General features: G+C 34.8%; 24 protein-coding genes and 1 riboswitch. Of the genes, 12 read left to right on the forward strand and 12 right to left on the reverse strand.

The window, feature by feature from the left end; genetic code table 11:
* Positions 1 to 16 precede the first annotated feature (16 nt).
* The 5 genes from F1847_RS04270 to F1847_RS04290 form a co-directional block, all read right to left on the reverse strand.
* Positions 17 to 640 (reverse strand): redox-sensing transcriptional repressor Rex, encoded by a 624-nt coding sequence (locus F1847_RS04270; protein ID WP_150071859.1) that lies wholly within the window; start codon positions 638 to 640, stop codon positions 17 to 19.
* Positions 630 to 1754 carry an S-methyl-5-thioribose-1-phosphate isomerase gene (gene mtnA / locus F1847_RS04275; RefSeq protein ID WP_150071860.1) on the reverse strand — a complete coding sequence of 375 codons (1125 nt, stop codon included), beginning with the start codon at positions 1752 to 1754 and terminating at the stop codon, positions 630 to 632. The genes F1847_RS04270 and mtnA overlap by 11 nt, the downstream gene beginning before the upstream one ends.
* On the reverse strand, positions 1751 to 3181 hold the full coding sequence (gene gatB, locus F1847_RS04280; RefSeq protein WP_150071861.1) for an Asp-tRNA(Asn)/Glu-tRNA(Gln) amidotransferase subunit GatB: 1431 nt from the start codon (positions 3179 to 3181) through the stop codon (positions 1751 to 1753). Before gatB ends, mtnA begins: the two co-directional genes overlap by 4 nt.
* A gap of 271 nt (positions 3182 to 3452) precedes the next feature.
* Entirely contained in the window at positions 3453 to 3887 is a 435-nt protein-coding gene (locus F1847_RS04285; RefSeq protein WP_150071862.1) for a hypothetical protein, read from the reverse strand.
* A gap of 86 nt (positions 3888 to 3973) precedes the next feature.
* Positions 3974 to 4438, reverse strand: coding sequence for a helix-turn-helix domain-containing protein (locus tag F1847_RS04290; protein ID WP_150071863.1), 465 nt, complete (start codon positions 4436 to 4438; stop codon positions 3974 to 3976).
* Positions 4439 to 4551: 113 nt separating this feature from the next.
* Between F1847_RS04290 and F1847_RS04295 the strand changes: the two genes are divergently transcribed.
* Genes F1847_RS04295 through F1847_RS04305 form a run of 3 tightly spaced genes read left to right on the forward strand, consistent with a single transcriptional unit; the run spans position 4552 to position 8553 of the window.
* Entirely contained in the window at positions 4552 to 6738 is a 2187-nt protein-coding gene (locus F1847_RS04295; RefSeq protein ID WP_150071864.1) for a bifunctional alpha,alpha-trehalose-phosphate synthase (UDP-forming)/trehalose-phosphatase, read from the forward strand.
* Positions 6731 to 7354, forward strand: coding sequence for a DUF5752 family protein (locus F1847_RS04300; RefSeq protein ID WP_150071865.1), 624 nt, complete (start codon positions 6731 to 6733; stop codon positions 7352 to 7354). Before F1847_RS04295 ends, F1847_RS04300 begins: the two co-directional genes overlap by 8 nt.
* Entirely contained in the window at positions 7351 to 8553 is a 1203-nt protein-coding gene (locus F1847_RS04305) for a glycosyltransferase (protein WP_150071866.1), read from the forward strand. Before F1847_RS04300 ends, F1847_RS04305 begins: the two co-directional genes overlap by 4 nt.
* Positions 8554 to 8827: 274 nt before the next feature.
* On the opposite strand, the gene F1847_RS04310 is transcribed toward F1847_RS04305, so the two are convergent.
* Positions 8828 to 8965 (reverse strand): transposase, encoded by a 138-nt coding sequence (locus tag F1847_RS04310; RefSeq protein WP_150071867.1) that lies wholly within the window; start codon positions 8963 to 8965, stop codon positions 8828 to 8830.
* A gap of 318 nt (positions 8966 to 9283) precedes the next feature.
* Positions 9284 to 9745 carry a hypothetical protein gene (locus F1847_RS04315; protein WP_150071868.1) on the reverse strand — a complete coding sequence of 154 codons (462 nt, stop codon included), beginning with the start codon at positions 9743 to 9745 and terminating at the stop codon, positions 9284 to 9286.
* A 161-nt stretch (positions 9746 to 9906) separates the two neighbouring features.
* Between F1847_RS04315 and F1847_RS04320 the strand changes: the two genes are divergently transcribed.
* Positions 9907 to 10188, forward strand: a complete 282-nt coding sequence (locus F1847_RS04320) for a hypothetical protein (protein WP_150071869.1) — start codon at positions 9907 to 9909, stop codon at positions 10186 to 10188.
* A gap of 5 nt (positions 10189 to 10193) precedes the next feature.
* Complete coding sequence (rnr, locus tag F1847_RS04325; protein ID WP_150071870.1) at positions 10194 to 12341, forward strand: ribonuclease R; 2148 nt, start codon at positions 10194 to 10196, stop codon at positions 12339 to 12341.
* 37 nt (positions 12342 to 12378) lie between these two features.
* On the opposite strand, the gene F1847_RS04330 is transcribed toward rnr, so the two are convergent.
* Positions 12379 to 13995 carry an acyl--CoA ligase gene (locus F1847_RS04330; protein WP_150071871.1) on the reverse strand — a complete coding sequence of 539 codons (1617 nt, stop codon included), beginning with the start codon at positions 13993 to 13995 and terminating at the stop codon, positions 12379 to 12381.
* Between the two features lie 117 nt (positions 13996 to 14112).
* Positions 14113 to 14535 carry a nickel-responsive transcriptional regulator NikR gene (gene nikR / locus F1847_RS04335; protein WP_150071872.1) on the reverse strand — a complete coding sequence of 141 codons (423 nt, stop codon included), beginning with the start codon at positions 14533 to 14535 and terminating at the stop codon, positions 14113 to 14115.
* Positions 14536 to 14833: 298 nt separating this feature from the next.
* Here nikR and F1847_RS04340 point away from each other — a divergent pair, with 298 nt between their 5' ends.
* The 7 genes from F1847_RS04340 (at position 14834) to F1847_RS04370 (ending at position 21386) form a co-directional block, all read left to right on the forward strand.
* Positions 14834 to 15643 (forward strand): prenyltransferase/squalene oxidase repeat-containing protein, encoded by an 810-nt coding sequence (locus F1847_RS04340; protein ID WP_150071873.1) that lies wholly within the window; start codon positions 14834 to 14836, stop codon positions 15641 to 15643.
* A 21-nt stretch (positions 15644 to 15664) separates the two neighbouring features.
* A riboswitch (Fluoride riboswitch) is annotated at positions 15665 to 15736 on the forward strand.
* Positions 15737 to 15762: 26 nt separating this feature from the next.
* Positions 15763 to 16908: a cation:proton antiporter gene (locus tag F1847_RS04345; protein ID WP_150071874.1), complete on the forward strand. Its 1146-nt coding sequence runs from the start codon at positions 15763 to 15765 to the stop codon at positions 16906 to 16908.
* Positions 16909 to 16921: 13 nt separating this feature from the next.
* Positions 16922 to 17341 (forward strand): universal stress protein, encoded by a 420-nt coding sequence (locus tag F1847_RS04350; protein ID WP_168194266.1) that lies wholly within the window; start codon positions 16922 to 16924, stop codon positions 17339 to 17341.
* 114 nt (positions 17342 to 17455) lie between these two features.
* Positions 17456 to 18058, forward strand: coding sequence for a hypothetical protein (locus F1847_RS04355; protein WP_150071876.1), 603 nt, complete (start codon positions 17456 to 17458; stop codon positions 18056 to 18058).
* A gap of 9 nt (positions 18059 to 18067) precedes the next feature.
* A complete protein-coding gene (locus F1847_RS04360) occupies positions 18068 to 18907 on the forward strand; it encodes a hypothetical protein (protein ID WP_150071877.1) in 840 nt (279 codons plus the stop codon).
* A complete protein-coding gene (locus F1847_RS04365) occupies positions 18904 to 20169 on the forward strand; it encodes a hemolysin family protein (protein ID WP_150071878.1) in 1266 nt (421 codons plus the stop codon). Before F1847_RS04360 ends, F1847_RS04365 begins: the two co-directional genes overlap by 4 nt.
* Positions 20169 to 21386, forward strand: coding sequence for a hemolysin family protein (locus tag F1847_RS04370; protein WP_150071879.1), 1218 nt, complete (start codon positions 20169 to 20171; stop codon positions 21384 to 21386). The genes F1847_RS04365 and F1847_RS04370 overlap by 1 nt, the downstream gene beginning before the upstream one ends.
* A 10-nt stretch (positions 21387 to 21396) precedes the next feature.
* Here the strand turns inward: F1847_RS04370 and F1847_RS04375 are convergent, their stop codons facing one another.
* Genes F1847_RS04375 through F1847_RS04385 form a run of 3 tightly spaced genes read right to left on the reverse strand, consistent with a single transcriptional unit; the run spans position 21397 to position 24485 of the window.
* Positions 21397 to 21990 carry a hypothetical protein gene (locus tag F1847_RS04375; RefSeq protein WP_150071880.1) on the reverse strand — a complete coding sequence of 198 codons (594 nt, stop codon included), beginning with the start codon at positions 21988 to 21990 and terminating at the stop codon, positions 21397 to 21399.
* Positions 21965 to 23572: a lipopolysaccharide assembly protein LapB gene (locus F1847_RS04380; protein ID WP_150071881.1), complete on the reverse strand. Its 1608-nt coding sequence runs from the start codon at positions 23570 to 23572 to the stop codon at positions 21965 to 21967. Before F1847_RS04380 ends, F1847_RS04375 begins: the two co-directional genes overlap by 26 nt.
* Complete coding sequence (locus tag F1847_RS04385; RefSeq protein WP_150071882.1) at positions 23532 to 24485, reverse strand: RNA polymerase sigma factor RpoD/SigA; 954 nt, start codon at positions 24483 to 24485, stop codon at positions 23532 to 23534. Before F1847_RS04385 ends, F1847_RS04380 begins: the two co-directional genes overlap by 41 nt.
* Between the last annotated feature and the right edge of the window lie 39 nt (positions 24486 to 24524).

The following is a 24524-nucleotide window of genomic DNA, read 5'->3' on the forward strand; positions in this document are numbered from 1 at the left end:
AATTTTTAACCTCAGACTATTTATTTAAAAAGTAAGAAAGTTTGGTTAACCCTAATAAGAAGGAAAGGTTTTCTATACGGACTGAGTTATCTTTAGAAAAAAAAGGGATTTTAGTTAGGTTTAAAATGGCTTTTAATCCTTGATTTAAAAAAGCTTGGATATAGACCTCTGCGTCTTCCTCTGCGGTAATAACCCCTATGTCTACTCTAATGGCTTTAAAAACATAAGAGACTTGGTCTAAATTATAAACAGAAACCCCATTATAAATCCTTCCTATGTGTTCTTCTCTGTGATCAAAGGCTGCCATAAAATAAAAACCTTCTTTCTGTAGCTCCTTAGTTTGTAATAAGAAAACCCCTAAAGGAGAAATTCCACCTAAAACCAAGTTCCACTCTTGAGACCTTCCTAAAAATTTTTTTAAGTTAAACTTTAAAGTCTTAACATTATAACCTACGCCTTTGGTCCCAAGCGTGCCTAAAAAATTAAGATCTTTTCTTAATTGTGCTGAAGTAACCCCTGCTCTTTCTGCTAATTCCTCTGAAGAAATAGAAGTTATACCTTTAATTTCAAGATTTTCCAAAATTTTAAGATAAAAAATTAACCTTTCTAAAGTATTTTCTGGTATGTCTTTAATTTTCATTCCCTTTTATGGTCTTAAGTATGTTTTCCTTATAAGGAGGATATATCACCCCTTTTTCTGTTATGATAGCCGTTATTAATTCCCCAGGAGTTATGTCAAAGGCAAAGTTGTAAGCCTTTGCGTTTAATGGGGCAATTTTTGATTTAACGCAATAAAGAACTTCCTTAGAAGGCCTTTGTTCTATCGGTATTTCTTCACCTGAAAGAATTTCTAAATCGAACGTAGAAGATGGAGCGGCTACAAAGAAAGGTATCTGATGATGATAGGCAAGAACAGCTAAACTATAGGTGCCTATTTTGTTAGCAGTATCCCCATTACTCGCAATCCTATCAGCCCCTACTATAACGGCTTTAACCTGTCCTTTTTTCATAAGATACCCTGCTGTGTTATCGGTAATGATGGCATAAGGGATTTTAAGCTTGCTAAGCTCCCAAGCAGTAAGCCTTGACCCCTGTAAAAAAGGTCTGGTTTCATCTACAAACACAAAAATCTTTTTGTTGTGTTTATAAGACTCTCTTATTACACCTAAAGCTGTTCCATATCCTCCAGTAGCCAAAGCTCCTGTATTACAATGAGTAAGCACTCCACCTTCAGGAATAAGGTCCTTACCAAATTTTGCCATAGCGAGATTTCCTATTATATCTTCTTCCCATATTTTTAACGCTTCTTCCTCTAAAAAGAAATACAACCTCTTTAAAATTTCTAAAGTGATCTGTTCTTTTTCAATCTCTTTAAGAAAATTTTCACAAACGTTTTTCATTCTGTTAACAGCCCATTTAAGATTAACTGCCGTAGGTCTTGCTGTTTCTAAAAGATAGCTGATTTTTTTAACCTCTTGATTTATGCTCTGGATAGAGATTTTTTTCTTTTTTTCTAAAAAGTTTTTAATTCCTATGGTAAATCCGATGGCAGAACATATTCCTATAGCAGGGGCACCTCTTACCACCATATCCTTGATGGCTTTTCTAACCTTATCAACTGTATTGCAAATAATATATTTTTCCTGTTGTGGTAATTTCCTCTGGTCGAGCAAAAATAACCCTTCATCAGTCCATCTCCAGGTTTGGATAAAATCTGCTTGAGGAGGAACCTTTAGATTTATGTTTTTTTTCATTTTTCTAATAGCTCCTCTAAAAGTTTGTTAACAACCTTGGGATTAGCTTTTCCTTGGGTTTTCTTTAAAACTTGACCTACAAAGAAACCAAGCAAACCTTTCTTTCCTGCTTTATATTTTTCTACTTCTGCCGGATTTTCTTTTATAACTTCTTCACAAATAGCCCTTAGTTTTTCCTCTGAGCTTTCTTGCACCAACCCTTTTTCTTCTACTAATTTTTTAGGTGCAACCCCTTTTTCATAAACCTCAGGAAAGATTTGTTTAGCTATGGTTATAGAAATAAGATTATCCTCTACCAATTTAAGAAGTTGGGCTAAAATTTCTGGGGTAAGGTTTGACTGGCTGATGGTTATGTTGTCTCTGTTTAGATAGCGTAAAACCTCAGTAAGCATAAAGTTAGAAACTGCTTTAGGGTTAGGATAATATTTTAAGGTTTCTTCAAAAAATTCAGCAAAATCCTTTTCTTCTATTAAAATTTCTACTTCATAAGGGGTAAGCTTATACTGGGTTAAAAATCTTTGTTTTTTCACATGAGGAAGTTCAGGAAGTTCCTTATTTACTTTTTGTAACATGTCATCGTCTATTTGAATTTCTATCAAGTCTGGGTCAGGGAAATAGCAGTAATCATGAGCTTCCTCTTTTCCTCTCATAGGATGGGTGGTTTGAGTGGCTTCATCATAAAGTCTGGTTTCTTGTACGATGGTTTTCCCTTCAAGCAGCATCCCTATCTGTCTTTTGATTTCATAGGATAAGGCTTTCTCAACGTGTTTAAAAGAGTTCATATTTTTAAGTTCTACTTTGGTTCCAAATTTATCACTTCCTTTGGGCCTCACTGAAACGTTAGCATCACACCTTAAGCTTCCTTCTTCCATATTACCGTCACAAATCCCTAAATATCTTAGGATTCGCCTCAAAGTTTTTAAGTAGGCTACAGCCTCTTCAGGAGAAGAAATTTCTGGTGCACTAACTATTTCCAAAAGGGGAGTCCCACAACGGTTAAAATCTACATAGGAAAAGGGTTGCTTTTCATCATGGATAAGTTTGCCGGCATCCTCTTCCATATGTATCCTTACTAAATGGATGGTCTTTCGGGTGCCGTTTATTTCTATCTCTACTTCTCCGCCTTCAGCTATAGGAAGCTCGTATTGAGAGATCTGGTATCCTTTAGGGAGGTCTGGATAAAAATAGTTTTTACGGGCCATCACCGAAACTTTATTTATTTTACAACCTAAGGCCAATCCTAATTTTAAGGCAAATTCTACTGCTCTTTTGTTGATTACAGGAAGTACCCCAGGTTGACCTGTGCATACAGGACAAATTTGAGTGTTAGGTGGGTTTCCAAACTCGGTAGAACAGGAACAAAACATCTTGGTTTGGGTATTGAGCTGCGCATGAACTTCAAGCCCTATGACCGTCTCAAATTCCATAAACCACTCCTTTTATATGAGGTTAAATTTTTAATCAAGGTTGCGGTTACAATTCAAAAGTTTATCATACAATTTTTTTATCCTGTGTCAAGTGTTTAGTTTTCTTCAAAAACCTCCTAAAAGATGGCTTTTTTCTTTTGGAAAGACAGCCTTTAAAGCCTATGTCTCGTTTATGCTTAAAACAGAAGCAAGATAGAAGATTTTTGTGATATCTATTTTAGGTGGTGTTATTACTAATGTCAATGTCATCTTTTATTCCTAAATTGGAATGTCATGGTGTCATCTTTTTCTTAAGTTTAAAAATCTTCCTCCAAGGGTGTTGAGACGACGGTCTCCATTCCTCTTTTTTTACCCTGCACTCACTCATATTCGCTCTTCTACTCAAAATCTCCTCTTCATCCAACACTTTCTTCTCATCCATTATCTCCTCAAACTGAACCTCACTCCCCCTGTATAAAATCTTTATCTTCCCCTCTACCTGCTCACAAACCTCCACTTCTTTATCACTTAAAGTGCTAATCCCGCTACCACTTAACAACTGATACAACCTCCCCTTATACCTTATAGTGTTGTCCCTATTCATCTTCCTAATCTGTTTCACACTAAATACCAAATCAAGATTTAACCCCTCTGGTAATTCCCTGTAAACACTCTCTGTCTGAAGCATGTATCTGTTATTATACCAAGGCCAAAACTCTTCCTCCAAAAACTTGTTCGCACTCTCATAATCCTTTATCTTCTTAAGCCTTAGCTCCTTGATCAATCTATCTTGCAGAAAACCAAAAAGCCTTTCTATCCTACCTTTGGCTTGTGGTGAATTAGCTGAAGCAAAACATCCATCTGAACAAGCATCCCCGCTTTGGACATCCTTCTCCGTCTCCTATATACCTTCCTTTTTTTTCTTGGTTCATGTAGTCCTTCTTCTATTATCAGAAGCTTCCTTAGGCTTTTGTAGATAAGATTAATACCATAGTTCTCTATAAGTTTGTCTCTAAAGTGAAGCACATTGAAGTCAAAGTAGTATTTTTGTGTTAGGGAGATGATGGTATTTCTTAGTTCTGGTGTGATTTTAAGGTTAGGAGGTTTTTTGGGCTTTGTTCTTTGAAGTCCAATGAGACCGAGGTTTTTAAGTTTTTCTTTGAGCCTGAGTGTATGTCTATAGCTTAAGCCGAGGGCTAAGGAAGCTTCTTTAAAGGTGAGTTTACCTGATAAGGCATAAGAGAGGATTTTAGTTCTATTGGTTTTATAGGAGGTCATTTTAATGATGTGACATTTTAAAATAGGAATAAAATGTGACATTTCAAAATAGTAACGACATACTCGATGTATGGGTCTTGAAATAATATTTTTAGTGTTTAATATTTTTTTTAATGAATTTTTCAAAAAAATTGATCGTAGTCGCTAACAGGCTTCCAGTCACCGTACACTCTGATTTGACTATAAGCAGAAGCCCTGGTGGTTTAGTTTCTGGGTTGATGACTTTTCTCGAAAAAAGTTCAATTAAAGATTACATCTGGGTTGGCTGGCCCGGTTCTTACTTACGCTCTTCTGCTATAGACCTGCTAATAAGCAAGTTTAAAAGGCTAAAAACCCACCCTGTTTCCGTCTCTTCTAGACAGTTTGAGAAGTTTTACAATGGCTTTTGCAATAAAGTTCTTTGGCCTCTTTTTCACGAGTTTTTAAGCTATGTGGACTATGATGAGGAGTATTGGAAAATCTATGTTGCAGTAAACAAAGTTTTCTGTAACGAAGTGGCCAAACATGTTACCCCCGATTCTGTAGTCTGGGTTCATGACTATCATCTTCTCCTTTTACCGTCAATGTTGAGAAGCCTTTTCCCAAACTTACCCATAGGTTTCTTTTTACACATACCTTTTCCTTCACCATCCATATTTATGCAACTTCCCTGGAGAAAGGAGTTGATGGAAGGGATGCTTGGAGCAGACCTCATAGGCTTTCATGCTTACGAGTACACCACAAATTTCCTAAGAACCCTTATCAGGATGTTTGGCATTGACCACAAGTCAGGCACCTTTTTCTATCAAGACAGAGTTGTAAGAGCGGAAACCTTTCCTATGGGCATAGACTTTGAGCTTTTTAACAATGCTTTTCGAAAAAGAAAAATAAAGAGTTTAGTCAAAAGAATAAGGGAACAGTTTGGAGAAAAGAGAATAATATTTTCTATCGATAGGCTTGATTACACTAAAGGAATTTATAACCGCCTTTTGGCTTACGAAAGACTTTTGCAGAGGCGACCAGACCTCAGAGGGAAAGTAGTTCTGCTTATCATAATCGTGCCCTCAAGGGTAGGCGTAGAGCACTATCAAAGAATGAAAAGAAGTCTTGAAGAGAAGATAAGCGAAATTAATGGTACCTTTGGGACAATAGAATGGACTCCAGTGCTTTACTACAACAAATTTCTCAACTTTGAAGAACTCACTGCCTATTACTTGGCTTCGGACGTAATGTTAGTTACATCTTTAAAAGATGGAATGAATCTTATCGCTAAGGAGTTTGTAGCTTCAAGGAGAGATGGGAAAGGAGTTCTTATACTTTCTGAGTTTGCTGGAAGTGCAAAGGAACTTGGGGAGGCGTTGATCGTAAATCCAAACTCTATAGAGGAATTAACGAATGCTATAGAAAAAGCCTTAAGGCTTTCTGAGGAAGAGATGAGGGAACGGATGAGCGTTATGCAAGAAAGACTCAGAAGGTATGACATACTTAAGTGGGGGACAGATTTTCTCTCAAGCTTGGAGCAGGTAATTGCAGAAAGGATGAAATTAGCTACCAAACTTTTAACTCCAGCCTTGATAGAAAAGCTTAAAGAGTCCTTTCATAGAGCCAACAAAAGGATTCTTTTCCTTGATTACGACGGAACCCTTGTACCTTTTGCCAGCAGGCCAAGCTTAGCCAAACCAGATACTCATCTTCTTTCCTTTCTTTCTGCCCTGTCTCAGCTGGCAAACACCGAGGTAATTCTTATCTCTGGAAGGAAAAAAGAAGATTTGGAAAGGTGGTTTAAAGGATTAAACTTGAATTTTATCTGCGAGCATGGGCTTTTTATCAAGAGGCGTGGTAAAGACTGGGAAGCAACGGCATTTATGTCTTCTGAGATTAAAAACAAAATAAAAAGTATTATGGAGGTTTATGTGGACCGTCTTCCTCGATCTTTTATTGAGGAAAAGGAGTATTCAATTGTTTTCCATTACCGCAACGCTGATCCTGAGCAGGCCAACCTTAGGGTAGCAGAGCTTGTTGATGAACTCTTAGGGTTTACTGGAACTTCAGACATAAATTTGATTTTGGGAAACAAGATAGTGGAAGTGAGGCCTGCTGGGATTGACAAAGGTGTTGCCGCAAATCTCTTCTTAAAGGATGACAATTTTGACTTTATACTTGCAATTGGTGACGATACTACCGATGAAGACCTCTTTTTGAAACTTCCCAAAGAGGCAGTTACCATTAAGGTTGGCATGGGCACTTCCAACGCTAAGTATAGCCTTAAGTCTTACGCTGATGTAAGAAATCTTCTTGAAATCTTGGCCTCCCATGAGTAACACTTTTTGTTTTAAATCAGAGTTGTGGGTGACCAAATCCACAGGAAGGAGTGCCAAAAGCCTTTCCGACTTCTTAGAATCCTTAAGAACTATAGACCAGCTTTCCATCTTCTATCACTTTTACATAAACATTTTTAACTACCATAACTTACCCACCTACTACACAAATAGTTTTGCCTTTTGGTTTTTCAAAAATGGCTTAGTAATCTTAGCGGAAAAGGTGTCTGTTATAGATCCTTTGGATTACTATGATTTAGAAGATTTAAGAAAAGTCCTAATTAAAGTGATAGAACAAAATCTCTCTTCAAGCATGTTGCAAAAAGAGCTAACGCCATTCTACTTTATCACAGTGGAAAGAGAAATCATAGACTTAGGATGTGAATCAAATAACCTTGAAGAATTTAAAGAAGGAATTAAAAAATCAAGTATCCATTCAATTTTTTATCACTTCATAACTGCGAGGCTTAACAAAAAGACCATAATCAATGATTATTCTTCATGGTTGCATAGCATAGGAGAAGTCAAAAAGGCGGAAAAAATAAACAGAATTCATCCTTTTATGATGACACTTTATGACATAAAAAGGGAAATTATAAAAATATTGGGTGAAGAATGAAGTTGGAAAAGTACATACCCATCGTTGGAGAAGAGGTAATAAACGAGATTGTAATTTTAGCTAAGAGGTTAAAGGATATAAGGGTTTTGCATGTAAATTCTACCTACAAAGGTGGTGGGGTTGCGGAGATATTAAAAGGTTTGGTTCCTTTGATGAACGAGCTTGATATAAAAACTGACTGGAAGGTCTTTGAAGGAGATGAAAGATTCTTTAACTTTACAAAAAAGCTTCACAACATGCTTCATCTTCCTTTAGAGGAAACGATTACAAGCGAGGAGTTTGTGTATTATCTTAAGGTCGTCTATGAAAACTTAACTAAGATTGATTTTTCCAGCTACGATGTGGTGATAGTGCATGATCCTCAACCTATAGGTCTTGTAGTGAATAAAGAAAAGGGGCAAAAGTGGATTTGGCGGTGTCACATTGATACCTCCACCCCTGCTCCAACCGCTTGGGACTTCGTTAGAAAATTTTTAGGTTCTTACGATGCAGCCATTTTCCACCTGCCGGAGTTTGTGTATGAAAAAATGGACCTACCAGTATACATCATTCAACCTTCAATAGATCCCCTTCATCCAAAAAATGTTGACCTTCCAGATGAAGAGGTGAGAGAGATTCTGATTAAGTTTGGTGTAGACCCTGAAATACCTATTATCCTGCAGGTTTCCCGCTTTGACAGACTGAAGGATCCCTTTGGGGCTTTAGAGGCCTTTAAAATGGTAAGAAAAAATTTTAAGTGTCAGATGGTGTTTGTGGGAGGATATGCCACAGATGACCCTGAGGGAGAAACCGTTTACAAAGAGCTTTTAAATTTGACCGCTGAAGAAAAGGATGTTTTTGTATTAAATCTCCCACCGGATAGCCACAGGGAAGTAAATGCCTTTCAAAGGGGAGCCACTGTGGTGATCCAAAAGTCTATCAGAGAAGGTTTTGGACTTGTGGTTTCTGAAGCCATGTGGAAAGAGAAGCCAGTTGTTGGAGCAAATGTAGGGGGAATAAGGAGACAGATTGTGCATGGTATTACTGGATTTTTGGTAGAAAGCGCAGAGGGTGCTGCCTTGAGAATCAAACAACTTTTATCAAACGATAGCCTAAGAAAAGATATGGGATATCACGCAAAGGAAAGGGTCAAACATCGCTACCTAATCACCCGCCATCTAAGAGACTATCTTTTGATTATTCATAAAATCCTTTCTTAGGGGGGATCCATTTTATCATTTAAAAAATTTTCCGAGAAAAGAATAGTGGTTCTCAAATTTAATCTCATTAAATCCCTTACAAATATATAATCTTTCCACTGAGCTAACCCCTTACTCCTTCAGACTCAAATATCCAAAATCCAATTATTTCTCTTGTCCCATAAGGCTTTATCCCTAAGCTAAATCTACATCCTCCTTTGGTACCTCATTTTTGACGATAAGGGCAAGTTACCTTTATTAACCGAGAAATGCTTTGAGGTGAATAGTATGCGCCCTAAATACTTTCCAAAAACTGAGAAATTTTTCTTGTGCTTACTCCCACTGCATAAAGGCTAATAACAGTAGATGTAAGGTCTAATTCAGCCCTCCTTCTTTCAGGAAGTATAGCAGGACGAAAACCACCATTCCTCACCCGGGAAACTTTTTAAATCCTGAACCTTCCCGTACTTTGTAAGAAATCCTTCAGGGGTAGTTTGGTTAAAGTTTTAGTTTTTTTTATTTCCTCCTGAGTTCCCATTTCTCACCCTGAGGCCGCAAGGCCGAAGGACCTCCTTTCCCGTCGCCCTTAGCCGAAGCCCTGAGGGCGATAGCCCGAAGGGCAGCGAAGGACCTCGTAGATCCTTCGGGGCTTACGCCCCTCATTAGGACGACACCCCACCATGTCGTGTCATCTTTTATTCCTAATTTGAGATGTCATGGGGTTATCTATTTTACCCTTTCCTTTCATCAATTATCTCTTTAAACCAAACCTCTCATCTATGAAGAGAAGAATCCTTCTGAACAAGCATCCCTGCTTTGGGCATCCTTCTCCGTCTCCTATATACCTTCCTTTTTTTCTTGGTTCATGTAGTCCTTCTTCTATTATCAGAAGCTTCCTTAGGCTTTTGTAGATAAGATTAATACCATAGTTCTCTATAAGTTTGTCTCTAAAGTGAAGCACATTGAAGTCAAAGTAGTATTTTTGTGTTAGGGAGATGATGGTATTTCTTAGTTCTGGTGTGATTTTAAGGTTAGGAGGTTTTTTGGGCTTTGTTCTTTGAAGTCCAAGGAGACCGAGGTTTTTAAGTTTTTCTTTGAGCCTGAGTGTATGTCTATAGCTTAAGCCGAGGGCTAAGGAAGCTTCTTTAAAGGTGGGTTTACCTGATAAGGCATAAGAGAGGATTTTAGTTCTATTGGTTTTATAGGAGGTCATTTTAATGATGTGACATTTTAAAATAGGAATAAAATGTGACATTTCAAAATAGTAACGACAGATATCTATTTTAGGTGGACAGATATCTATTTTAGGTGGTTGACAAAAATTTTTATCTGTTCTATTTTATAAAAAATAAAAACAATTAAAAGGAAGGATTTATGAAAATAAGATTTTATAATTTTGTTGTATTATCTGTACTTCTTTTTGGGGGGATGTTATTAGCTTATTCATCTCAAACCTTGCAGGTTGCGTCTGAAAATTTTAAATGCTTAAAATGTCACAAAGGCAGTAGAAGCCTTTCTAATATTGTGGTTGAGAAAGATATTAAGACTGCAGAGGATTTGAGATTTTATGTAAGAAAAGGGCCTAAATCAGGACTTCATATAACCGTGCCTGAGGCAGATTTAGAAAAAGCCATCCAATATTTAAACCTTAAGTAATCTAAATGCCGTCAAAAAAGAAAAAAAGACCTTTTACTAAGAAAAAAAACAGTCGCAGACCTGTTAAGAAAGATGACCTTCACCAAAAAATCTTCGATGTTTTAAAATCAGCCAACAAACCTCTTTTATTAAGAGAGATATATCATCGTTTAAATCTTTCTAAGGAAAAGAGGGCTGAGGTTAAAGAGATTTTAAATCTTTTAGAATCTCAAGGAAAGGTTCTTAAAATAAAGAAAAGAAAATATAGCCTTCCAGAACAAGTTTCTATTGTAAAAGGAAGACTAAAAGTTCATCCCGACGGTTATGGTTTTGTAGAAACTGAAAAAGGATGGGTTTTTATTCCACCAAGGTTTATAGGGAAGGCTTTAGATGGAGATATAGTGTTAGTAAGAATAGATAGAGTAATTTCAAAGGGACCAGAGGGTAGAATTCTTGAGGTTGTGGAAAGAAAAAGAAAAAATTTAGTAGGCTACTTAGTAAAAAGAAAAAAGGCTTATTTTGTAGAACCAGAAGACCCAAGGATTCCTTTTGAGATTTATATACCTAAAAAAAAGCTTAATAAAGCCAAAGAAGGTAATTTAGTAGTAACTAAGATAATTCAACCTACTTCAGAATACGGATTCCCTGTAGGTGAAATAATCAAAGATTTAGGAGACCCGCTTAAACTTGAATCTCATACCTGGGCTGTAATATATGCTTATGACCTTCCTCATCAGTGGTCTGAAGAATTGATCTCTGAATTAAAACTATTACCAGAAGAAGTAAGAGAGGAGGATAAAAAAGGAAGAAAAGACTTAACCCACATCCCTTTAGTTACCATAGACGGTGAAAATGCAAGAGATTTTGACGATGCGGTTTGTGTTAAAAAAACTTCAAAAGGATATAAACTTTGGGTAGCGATAGCCGATGTAGCCCATTATGTGAAAAAAAATTCATTTTTAGACCAGGAAGCCTATCTCAGAGGGACCAGCGTTTATTTCCCAACGATGGTGGTTCCGATGTTTCATGAAAAACTTTCTAATCATCTCTGTAGTTTAAATCCGAAAGTAGATAGATTAGCTATGGTAGTAGAGATAGATTTTAGCCCTGAAGGAGAGATGATTAACCAGAAGTTTTATGAAGGGATTATCAATTCTCATGCGCGCTTAACCTATACAGAAGTTAAACAGATGTTGGTTGATCGCGATAAGGAAGTTATCAAAAAATACCAAGACCTTTATCCTATGCTTGATACAGCAGCTGAACTTGCTTGCATTTTAAGAGAAAAAAGATTAAAACGTGGAAGTTTAGATTTTGATTTGCCAGAGCCTGAGATTATAGTTAACATAAAAGGAGAGATAGAAAATATAGTAAAACGGGAGCGTAATTTAGCTCATATGTTGATAGAAGACTTTATGATAGCAGCTAATGAAGCGGTAGCAGAATATTTAACTAAAAAAGATTATCCCTTTTTATACCGAGTACATGAATCCCCTGATATCAATAAATTAAAGCAACTTTCTGAGATTTTTCTTAATTATGGAATAGAGGTTACCTTTCCTGAAGAAATAACCCCTCAATTTTTCCAAGAATTGATCTCTCAGTTTAGCGGCAAAACATATGCGCCTCTGTTTAACCACTTATTGCTAAGATCTTTAAAACAGGCTAAATATACACCTGAGAACATAGGACATTTTGGTTTGGCTTCAACCTGTTATTGTCATTTTACTTCTCCAATAAGAAGGTATCCTGATTTGGTGGTTCATAGAACTTTAAAAGCTGCTTTAAAAAGAAGAAAACCAGTTTATAAAGAAGAAGACTTAGAAAAAATGGGTAAGCATCTTTCTGAACGCGAAAGAACGGCTGAAGAAGCAGAAAGAGAAGTTTTAAAAAGGTTTCAAGCCTTTTTTATGAAAGATAAGATAGGAATGGAGTTTCAAGGTATCATTACCGGGGTCACTGCTTTTGGTTTTTTTGTAGACTTGATAGAGTATATGGTAACCGGGGTAGTGAGGCTTATAGATCTTTCAGACGATTTTTATGTTTTAGACGATAAAGGTATTGCTTTAAGAGGACAAAAAACAGGTAAAACTTTTCAAATAGGTCAAACGGTAAGAGTAAAAGTAAAAGAGGTAGATTTAAGAAGGTTTTACATCAATTTTTTGCTTGCTTAGAGGAAAGCCCCCTAAGCAAGCAAAAGCATTAAATCTTTTATTTAGGCCAAAGTCCAAACTCTTTTAATTTTAGCTCTTTTCTTTTAATCTTTCCGCTAACTGTTTTAGGAAGTGCTTCTACAAACTCAATCTTACGAGGATATTTATAAGGTGCTGTTTCTGTTTTGACAAAGTTTTGCAATTCTTTTACCAGTTCAGGAGAAGGCTGAAAGCCATCTTTTAGTACGATAAAGGCTTTTACCACCTCTCCTCTTATCTCATCAGGACTTGCTACCACAGCAGATTCTTTAACCGCAGGATGTTTGATTAGCACGCTTTCTACTTCAAAAGGAGAAATCCTATAACCTGAACTGATGATAATATCATCTTCTCTTCCTAAAAACCAAAAATAACCATCCTCATCTTTATAGCCTCGGTCTCTGGTAAAATACCAATCTCCTTTAAAAGCCGCCGCCATTTCTTTTTCATCACCTATGTATTCTTTAAAAAGACCGACCGGTCTTTCAGGAACAACTTTAATAGCTATATTTCCTTCTTCATAAGGTTTTAAAGGTTTGCCGTTATCATCTATGATTTCTACGTGAAATCCTGGAGCAGGAAGTCCTATAGCACCTTTACGCATAGGTATAAAAGGAAACATAGCTATAGTATTTACTGTTTCAGTCTGGCCATATCCGTTATAGATATACTTGCCAGTAACTTCTTTCCATATATCGATTACTTCAGGGTTTAAAGGTTCCCCAGCTGAGACAAAATGGTTAACCGTAGGAAAAGAAAGGTCTTTTAAAGGGACTTCTTTGATTAACATCCTATAAACCGTAGGAGGAGCACAAAGAGAGGTTACCTCAAAATTTTTCAAGGTTTCTATCATCACATCCGGCGTAAACTTTTTACCTCTTCTTCTTACAAAAATGGTTGCTCCCATGTTCCAAGGGCCAAAAAGACTTGACCATGCAGCCTTAGCCCAACCTGTATCTGAGAGGTTCCAATGGATTACTCCAGGCTTTAGATTTAACCAGAACTTTCCGGTTATAAGATGGGCTAAGGGATAGGAGACTTGGTTATGCCTAACCATCTTAGGAGGACCTGTAGTTCCTGAGGTAAAAAAGATGATAGCCGTATCCTCTGAAAAGGTTCTTTCTCCTATAAAAGGATCAGCGTTTAAAAGTTCTCTATATTTTTCCCAACCTGAGACTTCATCAAGGTTGATAAGAATAGCCTTTGAGTTGGTAAGGTTTACCGCTTCCTCTACTTTTTTGGCGTTTTCTTCATCAGAAATGATGGCTTTAATGTTTAAGGCTTTTAATCTGTATTCCAAATCTTTAACCGTTAACATTACCGTAGAAGGCACGATAACCGCGTTTAACCTCATTATCGCTAAAACAGAAACCCACCATTCATACCTGTTGGGTAAAAACATCAAAACGTTGTCTCCTTTACCTATTCCTAATTTTCTTAAACCTCCTGCTAACTTGCTTGAAAGGATGGTAAGGTCTTCAAAGGTAAACTTTTTAACTTCTTTACCATCTGTCCAAATTAAAGCAGGAAGGTTGCCCCACTTATCAAAAACATCTAAAGGAAAAGAAAACTTATCTGGAACTTCTAGGCTAAAGGTACGAACTACCTCATAATAATATTGCAGATCTTTTTCCATAAAATACCCCCGTCTAAAGAATAAAATAATTAGAAATTTCTAAAAAGAAGAGAATATACAAAGATCACTCAAAAGGCAATAACTAAAATAAAATTTTCACAAAACGGGGAGGAAAGATTAAGAAGGGATACTTTTTCCCAAAGTAGTCAAAGCAACGTTTAGGTGTAACACTCCTTTTTGAGCTTGAATCTTATCGGCTAAATCTTTAATTTCATTAGCTTTGCCTTTGACTAAGATTATTTCTAAACATCTATTGTGGTCTACATGAAGATGTTGAGTAGTAATAATCCTATCGTAATAGTCGTGTTGTATTTCTACCAGTCTATCGGTAAGTTCTCTTTTATGATGGTCATAAAGATAGGTAATAACCCCTACTACATCTTCCTTAGATTCTCTCCATTCTTCCTCTACCAACTTTTGACGTATAAGGTCTCTAATTGCCTCTGAACGGTTGGCATAATGCTTACGATCTATATAATCATCAAAGGCTTTCAATAACTCTTTAGGAATAGAAATTCCAAAACGTGCTAATTCTTCCATGCTATCCCCCTTTTATAAAATTTATTTAACTTTATTTCTAAAATTGATCCGCAACCGTAATAAATTTATATTAACAAAAAACCAAAAATTTGTAAAGATATTATTAGAGAATTTTAAGAAATAAAAACTATAAAGGCTTTTTATACTACATTTTACTGAAAAAGTACTTCGAACTCTTGAGTAAACTGTTTCTGGGATACCCTCTATAAACCATTTAAAATTTCGTCTGTACAAAGCCTTGTTAAACCATTTAACGGTGATAAATTTTTGATAGTAACCACTAAAGCGAAAAGTATTTATGTTTCTCGGTTTGAAAAAAGAAGTCTGGAAAGAAACTTTCAGGTTCATTCAAGCCAGAAAAAAGCCAACCGGTGGCTTTGGAGCAACTCCACTTCTTCCTTCTACAGTAGAAGATACCTATTATGCCTTATCGGGAATGGAAGTTCTTAAAAAAATTGATCCAAATTTAAAATATAATCCCTCTAAAGATCACGCCTTAAAAGTTTGGATAAAGAAAAACATAGAACATGCTATAAAATTTGGTTTTTCCGCAAAAACACTCTTTTATTTAACTAACATTACCCTTAAAACCTTGGTTAAACCTCCTAACCGATTTTTAGAATTTTTAGAAGATTGGTGTACTAATTTTCTCAGAGAAAGGTTGAGTGATTTAGAACAGATTTTTTATGGTGTTAAGATAGCTAAAAGTTTAAATTGGTTAAATTTAGATATAAGTTGTTCTGTAGAAATTAGGAATGAAAACGTAAAAGAGGTTTATCAGCTTCTTTGGTTGCAAAAAGAGGGTGGTCTTAAATTCTCTTTTTCTGAGTCTAAACTTTTAGGTTGGCTTAAGGCATGTTATAATCCAGACGGAGGTTATGGTTTTTATCCTGAAACTACTTCTTATATAGAGAACACATTTTATGCGTTAAACTCTTACTTTTTTTTAAAAATTAAGCCTAAAAACATAAACAAAACTCAAGCGTTTATCGTAAGTTGTTATGTAGGAAAAGGTGGTTTTGCAAGAAAACCAGGGGGAACTGCCTTTCTTGAAGCTACCTATTATGCGTTAGAATGTTTTAAATTGATAACTCTCTTGACATTATAAAAAATTTTTTTATACTTTACCCTTAATTTCGGGGATGGCGTCCCCCGTTAATCGCCTCTAAACTTCGCAGAGGCTGATGACGCCTACCTCTTTAAAAGTTTTTGTAAAGGAGGTAGGCGATGGATCAACTTTGGTATCAAGCAACCATCTGGTTTTTCTTAGCCTTTATCGCAAGTCTTATTTCCTTTAGATTAGCCATTTCTGCTGCTTTAATAGAACTTATCGTTGGTATTATAGCAGGAAATACTATACATCCTGAAGTAACTCCTTGGGTTAACTTCTTAGCCAGTTTTGGGGCGGTAATTTTAACCTTTTTAGCTGGAGCGGAGTTAGAGACAGAGGTTATCAAAAACTACTGGAAAGAAGCCGTTGTTTTGGGTCTTGTTGGTTTTTTTGCTCCATTCTTTGGAGCTTGGGCGATAAGTCAGTTTGTGCTTGGTTGGGGGATAAAGCAGGCCCAACTTGCAGGGATTGCCCTTTCTACTACCTCGGTAGCGGTGGTATACGCGGTAATGGTGGAGACAGGGCTTAATGAAAAACCTCTGGGTAAACTTATTTTGGCTGCTTGTTTTGTAAATGACCTTGGTACGGTTATCGCCTTAGGGTTGCTTTTTACAAAATTAGGGGCTATCTTCTGGCTCTTTGTGGTAATAACCTTAGGGGTACTTTTTATCCTTCCATTTATTACCAAAAGGTACTTTGCTTATGTAAAAAACCATCCCAGCGAACCCGAGGTTAAATTTATCTTTGTGGTTCTTTGTATTTTGGGTTTTCTCGCCAGTAAGGCAGGGAGTGAGGCGGTATTGCCAGCTTATTTAGTAGGGGCAGTGCTTGCCAATCTTTTTCTAAAAAACAGAGAGCTGGTAAAAAGGATGAGGGCTTCCACGATCGCCCTTTTAACCCCTTTTTATTTTTTAAAGGCAGGAAGTTTAGTAGACCTGAAGGCTGTTTGGGAGGGGTTAGGAATTCTTACTGTGCTTCTTTTGGCTAAGGTTGTCTCTAAGTTTTTAGGACTTTATCCTACAGGAATGGTTTTTAAGTTTCCTTTTAGGTTAAACATGTATAATACCCTTCTTATGAGTACAGGTCTTACTTTTGGGACGATTTCAGCCCTTTATGGTCTTAGAAACGGTATCATAGATAAAAATCAGTATTCTTTACTTGTTGTAGCGGTTATTCTTTCTGCCATCATCCCCACCTTTATTGCTCAAAAGTTTTTCTATCCGAGAAAAAGGGAAATGGACATGAAGTTTAAAAACAAATAATATGGAGGCCGATATGTTTAAGAAAATTCTTATAGGATATGACGGTTTTGAAGGGTCTTTATTGGCTTTAGAAAAAGGGTTGGTTTTGGCTGAAACTCTTGGGGCTGAAGTTTTAGTTATTTCAGTGGCTAAGGTGCCTGAATATGCAGAAATGATTTCAGAGGTGGAGGAAGCAAAAGAACAGGCTTTAAAATACTACGGAGAGGTGCTTAAAGATGTAGAAAGGCTTTCCAAAGATAAAAATATAAAAATAACTTCTATGATAAAATATGGAAAACCAGCCGAGATTATCGTTAACATGGCTGAAGAATCCGGAGTTGATTTAATCATTCTTGGTCCCAGTAAATATTCTTATGTAAGAAGAAGGGTTTTAGGAAGTACAGCAGATAAAGTAGTGGAAAGAGCACCCTGTTCGGTGTTGATAATAAAATAATTTCTTTTCAAGATATTTTTTTACCCTTATGCATCCTTTTATACCTTGCCGAAACGGTTTTTAGATGTTAATTTTTTAACATAACCTTATACCTTAAAAAGGGGAGGGCATTTTATGCCTGATGAAATCAGAAGTACCCTTGAGATAGCCTTGGAAAAGGCAGAAAAAATAGGAAAGGCTTCTAAGGAAGAACTCAGGCTTCTTGCCTTGCAAGAAGAGGCACAAAAAATTGCTGCTAAGTTTTTGAGAGAAGATTTTCATGACTTTAAAGAAAAATTAGAAGAGATGCTTAAAAACAAGCAACCCCAAGAAAAAAAAGCCGTTTTAAAAGGAGTTATTCAGGTATTTTTAAGAAATATAGTTTTACCTTACACTGAGTATCAACTGGAAGACGCTAAAAAGGCTCTCCAGGGGTTAAAGTTAACTTTTGAAAAAATGCCTGAGATAGACAGGCTCTTAAAAGAAATAGAAAAACTTTTAACCCAATACAATACCCATAAAGAGGCTATCTATCAAGAAATGATTAAACGTTTTTCTGCAGAAATAGAGTTGTTAGAGCAAGCTTTAGCCAATCAGTTAGGGACTGAAGTGCATGTGGAACCAGAAAATCATCCTAAGTTTAAAGAAGAATGGGCTAAAATTAAAGAAAAGCTTGACGAAGAATATAACCGACAGTTAGAATATTTAAAGGGTATTTTTGCCAAAATAATAAGTTAAGGGAGCTTTATGGTTTATAATTTACTGCTCTATCCTCAGACTTTTTTGGGTTTAGAAGAGGTTGAAAAAATCATCAAATTGGTAGAAAAACTGTTGGTTTTAGATCTTAGTATTACTAAAGAAAACTGGTTTAGGTTTATAAAAGACCATCAAAATTTACAACAAAAAGTCCAATTTTTATCTTTTAAACCAGACTTAGGGATTGACTTAGAAGAGTTAAAAAAAGAAGTCTCAAGTTTAGAGGAATGGGGATATAATTTTAGAAATCTTGAAAACTTAAAATACTTTAGTCAGTTTAAAGAAGTATTAGAGGAATCGCTTAAAGAGATTTTTTATAGTATAAAGGGCGATAAAGTTTTAGAAGAAGAAAAAGTAAGAATTAAGTCATCGATAATAAACCTTTTCTTAGCAGAGAAATTAGATGTTTCTATGTATGAGATTAAAAAAGAATTGGAGAAATTGGAATGGCAGTATCACCAGGTTTTTAAAGAAAAAGTAATAGGAGAAGATTTTTCTTTCAAACCTATTGAAGATTTAAATTATTTGATTTCAACAAGTTTAAGTTTCCCAGAGAAGCTACCAAATCTAAAACAAAGAATTAAGGCTTGGCAAGCAATAGGACCTTACATCGATTTTGGTTCACATTTAGCTTTTAACGGGTTGGTTATCAATTCTTCTGAACTTTTAGAATTATGGCAAGAAAAACATGAACATTTGGTAAAAAATGAGTTTGAAGACGGTATTAAGCTTTATGAATTTAAAACTAAGGTAGACGATCTATTAGGTTTTTCTGTTTCTTTAGAGCATAACTCATCAACTTCTTGGGTGATGTATCTATTAGATAGATGATAGAAGTTTATTTCTTTGGTATTTTGCTTCTTATATTAACTTCTATGGTTTTTAGTTCTTCAGAAGCAAGTATTTTTTCTATTTCTCGTATAGAACTCGCTAATTTAAGGGTTAAAGGTCTACCTCAAAAATTTTTAGAAATGTTAAACAAGCCTGAGGAGCTTTTAGTAGTCCTTATCGCAAGTAATGAAATAGTAGATTTTTTTACCAGTTTTTTAGGTTCCAAACTTTTTTCTTCTATCTTTCCTGACAAAGGTAAAACTCTAGCTTTTTTTATCTTTGGCTTTATCATGTTTTGGATGGGAGATTTTTTACCTAAAATAGTAGGTTTTAAAACTAAAGATTGGCTTATCACTAAGGTAATTTATATCATTTATTTTTTTTACTATCTTTTTTGGCCGATCAGAAAAATTTATAGTTTATTTTATGGAGTTTTAGAAAGGTTTTTTCCTACAGAAAAAGAGCTTTCTAAAACCTTTTCTCCGGTAGAACAAATCATTCTTTATATTATTGAAAAGGCCTATTTAGAAAGAAACATTACAGAGAAAGAAAAGATTTTTATCAAAGGGTTATTTCTTTCAGAAAAAATCTCTGTTTCTGCCATTTTAACCCCACGTTCTGAGATAGTAGCCTTTAAAGACACCCCTATCACCCTTGAGTTCTTAGAAAAGATTAAATATATGCCTTATAATAAGTTTCCTGTGTATAAAGACTCCTTAGACAACCTTCTTGGTATTTTGTATATAAAAGACATAATAAGAAATTTTTCTCCAGAGTTTTTAGGAAAAACTTGGCTCTCTGAATTAACAAGACCAGTTTTTTATGTGCCAGAAAATTTCAAGTTAAGAGATTTGATCTTTGAGTTTCAAAAAAAGCACCTTAAGATAGCCATAGTGGTCGATGAATACGGAATGGTTAAAGGATTGGTTACTTTAGAAGACGTTTTAGAAGAGCTTTTTGGAGAAATATACGAACAAAAAGAAGCCAAAGTAGAGTTTATTCAAAAGATAGGTGAAAACAAATGGTTGGTTCACGGAAAAGTGCTCATAGAAAACTTAAAATTAGTTTTGGGACTTGAAATAGAGGAGGAACATTTAAAAGATATAAAAATTTTAAACGGATTTTTGTTGGCCCTCTTTAAAGAAATTCCTGAAGAAGGACAAAGCGTAGTTTATGGTGGCTATAGATTTACGGTAAAAAAGGTTAAAGGGAGAAAAATTCTTTGGGTAGAAATAGAAAAATTACCTGAGAGAGAGGATTGATGATAGGCTTTATATCCTTTTTGTTTTTTGTGTTAGGAGAAGCCTTTTTTGCTTGTAGTGAAATGGCTTTTATTTCTGTAGAAAGATATCTTATGGAAAAATTAGATTACAAAAAAAAGGTAACCCAGATTTATTTTAAACTTTGGGAAAATCCAGAAAGGCTCTTTACTACTACCCTTTTGGGTATTACCCTTTGTGTAGTAGGTAACGGTATTTTTACTCCTTATTTTTTGATTAGAGATTTTGGGATAAAAGGACTGGTTATCTCCTCAACTTTAGTCCCCATTGCTATGGTAGTTTTAGGACAGGTTATTCCTAAAACTATAGGTAAAAAATTTGCTTATCCTTTAATTTTATACTTACTTCCTCTTATTTATTATATCTCTTTTATCTTTTGGCCTTTAGTTTATGTTAATACTATTTTAGCCCAAAAATTACTGAAACCTCAAGAAAAAAATCCTATTTTTTTAAGCAAATTTAGAGAAATTTTTCTTACATTTATACGTTATGAAGAAGAGATAGATCGTACTGAAAAAGAATTAATGCATAAAATTATAGATTTTGCTAAGAAAAAAGTATCTCAAGTTATGATACCTATAAGTCAAGTAAAAGCCTTACCTTTAGATGCAACCGTAAAAGATGCTATAGAATTTAGCAAAAAATATAATTTTTCTTATATACCTCTTTATGAAAATGACGTTTCACATCTTAAAGCCATCGTTAAAGTTCAACATTTAATAGGCAAAACTTTATTAGAACCTAATAAGCCTTTAAAAAATTTTATCCAAACTCCGATTTTTTTTCCTGAGATGGCACATGCTCATGACGTTCTCTCAGCTTTACAAAAATCTGGAATGGAGCTTGCGATAATCGTCGATGAATATGGGTTTACTACCGGAATTGTTACTATAGAAGACTTGATAGAAGAAGTATTAGGAGAGTTTAGAGATGCTTTAGATTATTACGTACCTGAATATCAAAAAATTTCTGAAAATGTCTATAGAGTAACAGGATTTATAGAAATAGAAAAATTACAACAAATAGGCCTTCCTATTCCGTCTGGAGATTATGAAACTTTAAACGGATTTATCTACTCTATTACAGGGAAGATTCCTGGTGAGGGCGAGGTGATTTATTACAAAAATTTAGAAATGAAAATTTTAAAAGCAACTCCGCAAACCGTAGAAGAGGTTATGATAAAGATTAAACCTAACTAATTTTTAAAACTTAAAGTTGGATTAAGTCTTCTGTAGCTTCTTTTTCAAGATTTTTCTGATAAAACATAGGGTCCCAAGGAGGTTTTTCTGTGTATTTTAGGTTTTTAATCTCCCAAGAGGCCCGAAAACTATCGACTTTAATTTCGCCTTCCTTAAACTCTTTATCAAAACGATAAAACACAGCACCCTTAGAAAATTCCCATATTTTTTCTTTTTCTTTAGCTCCTATAAAATACCAAGGGAGGTCTTCAGGATTAAAATCTTTAGAAAAGGAAACCACTATTATTTTACGATTAAAAAAATCATATATTTTTATTTGATTTTTATTACTTATTTCCCAAGATATAATCCCTAAAGTAACACCAAAAGGATTTTTTAATCTTAAATAAAAAAAGTTAGAGCTTAACTGAAAATCTCCGTAGGTGGCGTTGATTTCTTTTTTTTCGTCTTTAACTACCTCAAGGTTAATCCATACACTACCTACATAGATTTTCTCAGATAGAGTTTCAGGCAAAGAATCGAAAAAATTTTTCCCGCAAGAAACTATTAAAACACTAAACCCAATCCAAAGAAGAATTTTAATTATTGGAATTGTTTTTTTCACAACCAAGTGTTTGAAGCTTATTTTTTATCCTTTCAGTGTCTCTAAGATGAAAAGAAGCCTTTAAAGCCTTTTGGTAAAACTCACAAGCTTTAGAGGTTTCCTTTTTGATAACTAAAATGTCGGCTAAATGTTCTAAAATAACCGCTTCTTCTTCAAATAGATTTTGAACCGCTTTTTCTAAATACTCAAGAGCAAGGTCAATTTTTCCCATCTTGGAATAACACCATCCTAAACTATCAAGGATATAAGGGTCGTTAGGTTTAAGTTGTAAGGCTTTTTGGAGAATTTCTTCTGCTTCTTCAAGATTTTTTCCTAACTCTACATAACTATAACCTATAAAATTTAAAATGTGTGGATTTTCAGGGAATTTTTTCAACAAGGGAAGGGTAAGGTCTAAAACTTTTTGATAGTTTTCTAAACAGGCATAGTTTGAAGCTAAGCTAAGGATTAAGTCTACCTCATCTCGAAAAAGTTTAATCGCTTCTTCTCCATACTGTATACCTTTTTCACACAGATCAAGGGCTTCAGCTGAACTTATTAACAACACATACCAGCTTTTATCTTTTTTAGCTTTTTCTTCTAAGGTTTTTAGATAATTTAAGGCTGCTTTTCGGTCTTTTTTTCTCAAAATTAAGACTATCCTTTTAGAAGCCTCTAATCCCCATTCATTTTCAGGTAATATTTTTTGATAAACGTCTAAAGCTTCATCCAGTTTTTTTTGTTTCTCTAAAGATAAACCCAAGAAAAAAAGTATTTCAGGTTTATCTTTTAAGCTTTCTGGAACTTCTTTCAGGATTTTTTCAGACTTTTCCCAAGCCTCTTTTTCTAAGTAAAACCCGATTAATAATTTAAAAAAATTTTCATCTACAGGATACTTTTGAATAAGAATTTTTAAAATCTCTTCTGCTTGTTGAAAATCATTAGTTTCTTCTAAAAATTTAAGTACCTCCATCAAAATTACTTTATTATCAGATGAAGTTTTTAAGGCATTTAGATAAGCCTCTTTAGCTTCTTTATTTCTCTTTAATTCTTTTAAAACCCTTGCTTTAAACAACCAAGCAATATAATTATTAGAATCTATTTTTAAGAGCTTATCTAAATTAGAAAGAGCAGCGTTCCAGTCTTTTTTTTCAAGATAAATGCTTATAAGAAGGCTTAAAACTTCTTCGTTTTTAGGGTCTTTTTCTAAGAGATTTTCGAGAAGGTTAGCTGCCTTATAAGGACGGTTTCCCAAAAGATAAATTTTAGCTAAAAATAAGTTTATTTCTTTATCGTTAGGATGTTGTAAAAGAAGTTTTTCCGCTAAAGTCTCAGCCTCTTTAAGTTTTTTGTTTTGAATATAGAATAAAACTAATTGCCTTTGAAGATAAAGGTTTTTTTTGTCAAGTTTTATGGCTTTTTTTAGGTATTTTTCTGCTTTTTCTGGATTTTCTTGTCTTAGAGCTAAAAGGAAATAATAATAGGCTAATCCATTATGGTCTGAACCAAAAGAATAAACAGGGAGAAAAAGTTGAAAGACAAAAATTCCACCTAAAAAAACACTAAAGATTTTCAGGAAGCGCCAAGGTATAATATTGGGCATCAGGAAGCCTCTCTTCAAGAAATTTTTTAAGATTTTTGATAATTTTTTCTTCTATTTGCCTAACCCTCTCTTTAGAAATACCCAGTTTTTGAGAAAGTTCGTTTAAAGTTTTAGGTTCTTCAGCAAGCAACCTTTCATAAAAAATGATATAATCTTTGCCAGATAAAGTTTGGGCAAATTCTTTTAAAAGTCGTTTAAACTTAGAGAGAACTTCTTCTTTAGCGTAAATTTCTTCTGGGGTAGGTCTAGTATCTTTTAAAAAGTTGGCCAAAGTATCTTCAGAATCGTGAGCTACAGGTGCTTCAAGGCTTAGGTCTTGAGAAAACATTCTCTGTTCCATCTCTTCTACTTCTTTTTCTTTAACCCCTAAACGTTTAGCTATTTCAAAAGAAGTTGGTTCAAAACCTAAGGCTGCAAGTTTTTCTTTTTCTTTACGGAGTTTATAAAAAAGCTTTCTCTGAGCTTGGGTAGTCCCCATTTTAACCAGCTTCCAGTTGTCCATGATATACTTAAGAATATAAGCTTTTATCCAAAACGAGGCATAATAGGAAAACTTAACCCCTTTATAGGGGTCAAATTTTTTTACTGCTTGTAATAAGCCTAAATTACCTTCTTGAATAAGGTCTAAAAAGTTGTGAGCCCAAAATTTTTGAAATTCAAGGGCTATTTTAACGACCAATTTAAGGTTTGATACTACCAGTTTATAAGCTAAACGGGGGTCTTTCGTTTCATAATAAGCTTTAGCTAATTGCTCTTCTTCTTCTCTAGTAAGAACAGGATATTTGCTGATTTCTCGAAGATATTTTTGTAGAGGGTCAAACTTAGCAGGAAGACTTTCTTCTAAAACAACCGGTAGCTGAGGAGAAACTTCAGATGAAGCTTGGTCTAATTCGTAAAGGTTTTCTTCTTTCATAGTGATTATTTTAGCATAAAAATTAAAGGTTTACAAATC

The organism is Thermodesulfobacterium sp. TA1 (assembly GCF_008630935.1).
Taxonomy (GTDB): domain Bacteria; phylum Desulfobacterota; class Thermodesulfobacteria; order Thermodesulfobacteriales; family Thermodesulfobacteriaceae; genus Thermodesulfobacterium.

What these genes read in the sequence shown, in the direction of transcription:
- F1847_RS04345 (WP_150071874.1), top strand. Translation starts at nt 15,763, where the DNA reads ATGGATCAACTTTGGTATCAAGCAACCATCTGGTTTTTCTTAGCCTTT.
- F1847_RS04360 (WP_150071877.1), top strand. Translation starts at nt 18,068, where the DNA reads ATGGTTTATAATTTACTGCTCTATCCTCAGACTTTTTTGGGTTTAGAA.
- F1847_RS04380 (WP_150071881.1), bottom strand. Translation starts at nt 23,572, where the DNA reads ATGCCCAATATTATACCTTGGCGCTTCCTGAAAATCTTTAGTGTTTTT.
- F1847_RS04365 (WP_150071878.1), top strand. Translation starts at nt 18,904, where the DNA reads ATGATAGAAGTTTATTTCTTTGGTATTTTGCTTCTTATATTAACTTCT.
- F1847_RS04340 (WP_150071873.1), top strand. Translation starts at nt 14,834, where the DNA reads ATGTTTCTCGGTTTGAAAAAAGAAGTCTGGAAAGAAACTTTCAGGTTC.
- rnr (WP_150071870.1), top strand. Translation starts at nt 10,194, where the DNA reads ATGCCGTCAAAAAAGAAAAAAAGACCTTTTACTAAGAAAAAAAACAGT.
- F1847_RS04330 (WP_150071871.1), bottom strand. Translation starts at nt 13,995, where the DNA reads ATGGAAAAAGATCTGCAATATTATTATGAGGTAGTTCGTACCTTTAGC.
- F1847_RS04300 (WP_150071865.1), top strand. Translation starts at nt 6,731, where the DNA reads ATGAGTAACACTTTTTGTTTTAAATCAGAGTTGTGGGTGACCAAATCC.
- F1847_RS04385 (WP_150071882.1), bottom strand. Translation starts at nt 24,485, where the DNA reads ATGAAAGAAGAAAACCTTTACGAATTAGACCAAGCTTCATCTGAAGTT.
- F1847_RS04305 (WP_150071866.1), top strand. Translation starts at nt 7,351, where the DNA reads ATGAAGTTGGAAAAGTACATACCCATCGTTGGAGAAGAGGTAATAAAC.
- nikR (WP_150071872.1), bottom strand. Translation starts at nt 14,535, where the DNA reads ATGGAAGAATTAGCACGTTTTGGAATTTCTATTCCTAAAGAGTTATTG.
- F1847_RS04315 (WP_150071868.1), bottom strand. Translation starts at nt 9,745, where the DNA reads ATGACCTCCTATAAAACCAATAGAACTAAAATCCTCTCTTATGCCTTA.
- F1847_RS04270 (WP_150071859.1), bottom strand. Translation starts at nt 640, where the DNA reads ATGAAAATTAAAGACATACCAGAAAATACTTTAGAAAGGTTAATTTTT.
- F1847_RS04320 (WP_150071869.1), top strand. Translation starts at nt 9,907, where the DNA reads ATGAAAATAAGATTTTATAATTTTGTTGTATTATCTGTACTTCTTTTT.
- gatB (WP_150071861.1), bottom strand. Translation starts at nt 3,181, where the DNA reads ATGGAATTTGAGACGGTCATAGGGCTTGAAGTTCATGCGCAGCTCAAT.
- F1847_RS04350 (WP_168194266.1), top strand. Translation starts at nt 16,922, where the DNA reads ATGTTTAAGAAAATTCTTATAGGATATGACGGTTTTGAAGGGTCTTTA.
- F1847_RS04295 (WP_150071864.1), top strand. Translation starts at nt 4,552, where the DNA reads ATGAATTTTTCAAAAAAATTGATCGTAGTCGCTAACAGGCTTCCAGTC.
- F1847_RS04355 (WP_150071876.1), top strand. Translation starts at nt 17,456, where the DNA reads ATGCCTGATGAAATCAGAAGTACCCTTGAGATAGCCTTGGAAAAGGCA.
- F1847_RS04370 (WP_150071879.1), top strand. Translation starts at nt 20,169, where the DNA reads ATGATAGGCTTTATATCCTTTTTGTTTTTTGTGTTAGGAGAAGCCTTT.
- F1847_RS04290 (WP_150071863.1), bottom strand. Translation starts at nt 4,438, where the DNA reads ATGACCTCCTATAAAACCAATAGAACTAAAATCCTCTCTTATGCCTTA.
- mtnA (WP_150071860.1), bottom strand. Translation starts at nt 1,754, where the DNA reads ATGAAAAAAAACATAAATCTAAAGGTTCCTCCTCAAGCAGATTTTATC.